General features: G+C 37.2%; 1 protein-coding gene. It reads right to left on the bottom strand.

Going from position 1 to position 596, the window contains the following annotated elements; translation table 11 throughout:
• Nucleotides 1–25 precede the first annotated feature (25 nt).
• On the bottom strand, nt 26–589 hold the full coding sequence (locus ABLT31_RS38915) for a beta-class carbonic anhydrase (protein ID WP_367761092.1): 564 nt from the start codon (nt 587–589) through the stop codon (nt 26–28).
• Nucleotides 590–596 lie beyond the last annotated feature (7 nt).

The raw sequence follows: 596 nt of genomic DNA, 5'->3' as shown, positions 1-596 counted from the left end.
TGAAAAAGGTTTTGCTTTAGACCAATTAGCACTGATATCCGTCTACTACTACATCTAATTTTCCTGTTTCCGGGCAGATAACAAGTCCATGAACATGAATGTTCTTCGGGAACATTGGATGGTTTTTGACCATCTTAACGCTTTGTTCGACGCTTTCTTCAACCGATTGAAATCCTGTTAACCAACTTTTGATATCAATACCTGCGTTGGTTAAGGTCTTTATGATTTCTTCATCTAATCCAGCTTGTCCACATTTTTCTAAGAAAGAATCAGCTTCTAACCCTTTCATCCCACAACCGTGATGTCCGACGATAGCGACTTCCTTTGCTCCAAGTTCATAAATTGCAACTAAGATACTCCGCATCACACTTCCAAACGGGTGTGAAACGATCGCTCCTGCATTTTTGATCAGCTTTACATCACCATTTTTAATGTTCATCGCTTGCGGCAATAATTCAACAAGTCGAGTATCCATGCATGTAAGAATAACCATTTTTTTATCAGGAAATTTAGTCGTTTGGTATTTTTCATATTCCTTATTTTCAACGAATTGTTCATTGTATTTAAGAATCTCTGAAAGTAACGTCATTTAAACC

The sequence above is a fragment of the Ammoniphilus soli genome, from assembly GCF_040813775.1.
This window is presented reverse-complemented; position numbering and strand designations above follow the sequence as displayed.

What these genes read in the sequence shown, in the direction of transcription:
- ABLT31_RS38915 (WP_367761092.1), bottom strand. Translation starts at nt 589, where the DNA reads ATGACGTTACTTTCAGAGATTCTTAAATACAATGAACAATTCGTTGAA.